This window comes from Desulfovibrio sp. 1214_IL3152, assembly GCF_036763055.1.
In the GTDB taxonomy this organism is placed as follows: domain Bacteria; phylum Desulfobacterota; class Desulfovibrionia; order Desulfovibrionales; family Desulfovibrionaceae; genus Desulfovibrio.
In genome coordinates, this window is sequence record NZ_JBAIYW010000068.1 from 1 (window position 1) to 1,905 (window position 1,905).

The following is a 1,905-nucleotide window of genomic DNA, read 5'->3' on the forward strand; positions in this document are numbered from 1 at the left end:
TGGGGGCAGGTTCGGGCAGATTGACTATGCCCGGCACGCCGGGCTGTTTTTTATCCAGTTTCATGCGCAACTCCTTTACGGCGGCGCGCAGAGCGTTATACATGTAAAGCAGGAAATCCCGCCAAAAAAGCACAGGGCGGACACGGCTTTCCTGTGGCGCTCAAACCGCTTGGCCGATGCTAGCATCGCTTTATGGGGCTGTGAAGACTTTTTCCAGACATGTGGCTGCCGTGCAACTGACGCGGCAACGGTCCCGGCGCGGGCAACCGCAAAAAGGACGTGCACCCACCGGCCACAAACCGGCGGAGCCTGTCAAAAGCTCAAGGCTCGGTTCGCGTCTGGCTGACAGGCGGGCAGGCTGGCATGACCGTTGGTATGACAACCGGCATGCTGCCTGCCTTGATGGTTCCCCACCCCCGTAATGCCTGGAGGCCGATCCGCCGCACGGTCATACGACGTGAGGCACAGGCCGCACATTGCATCAGACAACAGGGAAGGCTATAGTATGCCCGGCTCACTAAAATCATACACAGAGGGCAAGATGCTGACTCCTCCCAACATACTGACAATCGCCGGTTCCGATTCCGGCGGCGGCGCGGGCATTCAGGCCGACCTGAAAACCATCATGGCTATGGGCGGCTACGGCATGAGCGTCATTGCCGCTCTCACTGCCCAGAACGGCCTGGGCGTCACGGGCATACACGCCCCGGACCCGGATTTTGTAGCTTTGCAGCTCTGCACCGTGCTTGACGGCTTTCCTGTGGCGGCCGCGAAAACAGGCATGCTGTTTTCAGCGCCCATCATCAAGGCCATTGCCCCCCTGTTGCGCAAGCGTGATTTTCCGCTTGTGGTAGACCCGGTTTCCATAAGCCAGAGCGGCAGCGTGCTTTTGCAGGAAGACGCGGTCAAGGCGCTTGTGCAGGAAATCCTGCCCGGCTGCGACCTGTTGACGCCCAACAGGCCCGAAGCGGAAATGCTCACCAGCATGACCATCGACAATCTTGACGATGCCGCCGCCGCCGGTGAAAAACTGCTGCAGATGGGCGCGCGGGCCGTTCTTATCAAGGGCGGTCATATGGAAAGCAATGTGGTTGTTACCGACTGTCTGTGCGTGGCGGGTGAGGCTCCCAAGCATCTGCCGCAGGCCAAGGTAGAAACCGCCAACAATCACGGCACGGGCTGCACCCTTTCGGCCGCCATTGCCACCGGCCTCGGCAAGGGCCTGCCCCTGCTGGTGGCGGTGACCCGCGCCCAGGAATTCCTCAACCTTGCCCTGCGCCGCAGTTACAGCCCCGGCAGCGGGTGTGGGCCGGTCAACCATTCGGCCGGGCTGAACCTTTAAGGCAAATCAGCCTTGAGAATGGGCATTCTCAAAGCTTACGGCACGCTCGCTTCGGCGCTTAACAGCGCAGATAAATTGCGCTTGCTCACGCAGCCCAGAGCAATTTGAAAATAACAATGCTCAAAAATAGCGATGCCAAACAGGCATCCGTCAAGGGCAAAAACGCCGGGACACTTCACGGGCGACAGCGCCTGACCATGACACGGCGACAGGCCGCGTTTTTTGTACCATGACGCACAAGGCCGGTGCATCCCGTCACGACAGTAAACAGCGGGCTTGGCCCGCTGTTTGCAATATATTGAATTATAGATGCTGTACGGCGTCAAAATCAAGGCGGTGTGCGCGTGGCCTTTCGTTTCAAAATGCAAAAAGTTCTGGACTACCGGGAACAGCTGGAAGAAGAAGCCAAGGTAAATCTGGCCGTTCAGCAGGCCCGGCTGGCCGAGGCCCGCGAGCGTCTTGAACACGTCAGGGAAGAACTGCGCCGGGCCGAAGACGGTCTTATGAGCGCGGCCCTTATGGACGCGCCCGAACGCTGGCTGCGCGAGCAGTACGCCAAAGGG

1 protein-coding gene and 1 pseudogene are annotated in these 1,905 nt (G+C 59.6%); both read left to right on the forward strand.

What is annotated here, in order from left to right; genetic code table 11:
* Positions 1-541: 541 nt before the first annotated feature.
* Positions 542-1,342, forward strand: a complete 801-nt coding sequence (gene thiD, locus V6C07_RS01305; RefSeq protein ID WP_333534592.1) for a bifunctional hydroxymethylpyrimidine kinase/phosphomethylpyrimidine kinase — start codon at positions 542-544, stop codon at positions 1,340-1,342.
* A 344-nt stretch (positions 1,343-1,686) separates the two neighbouring features.
* Positions 1,687-1,905, forward strand: a pseudogene (locus V6C07_RS01310) (flagellar export protein FliJ); the annotation flags it as partial.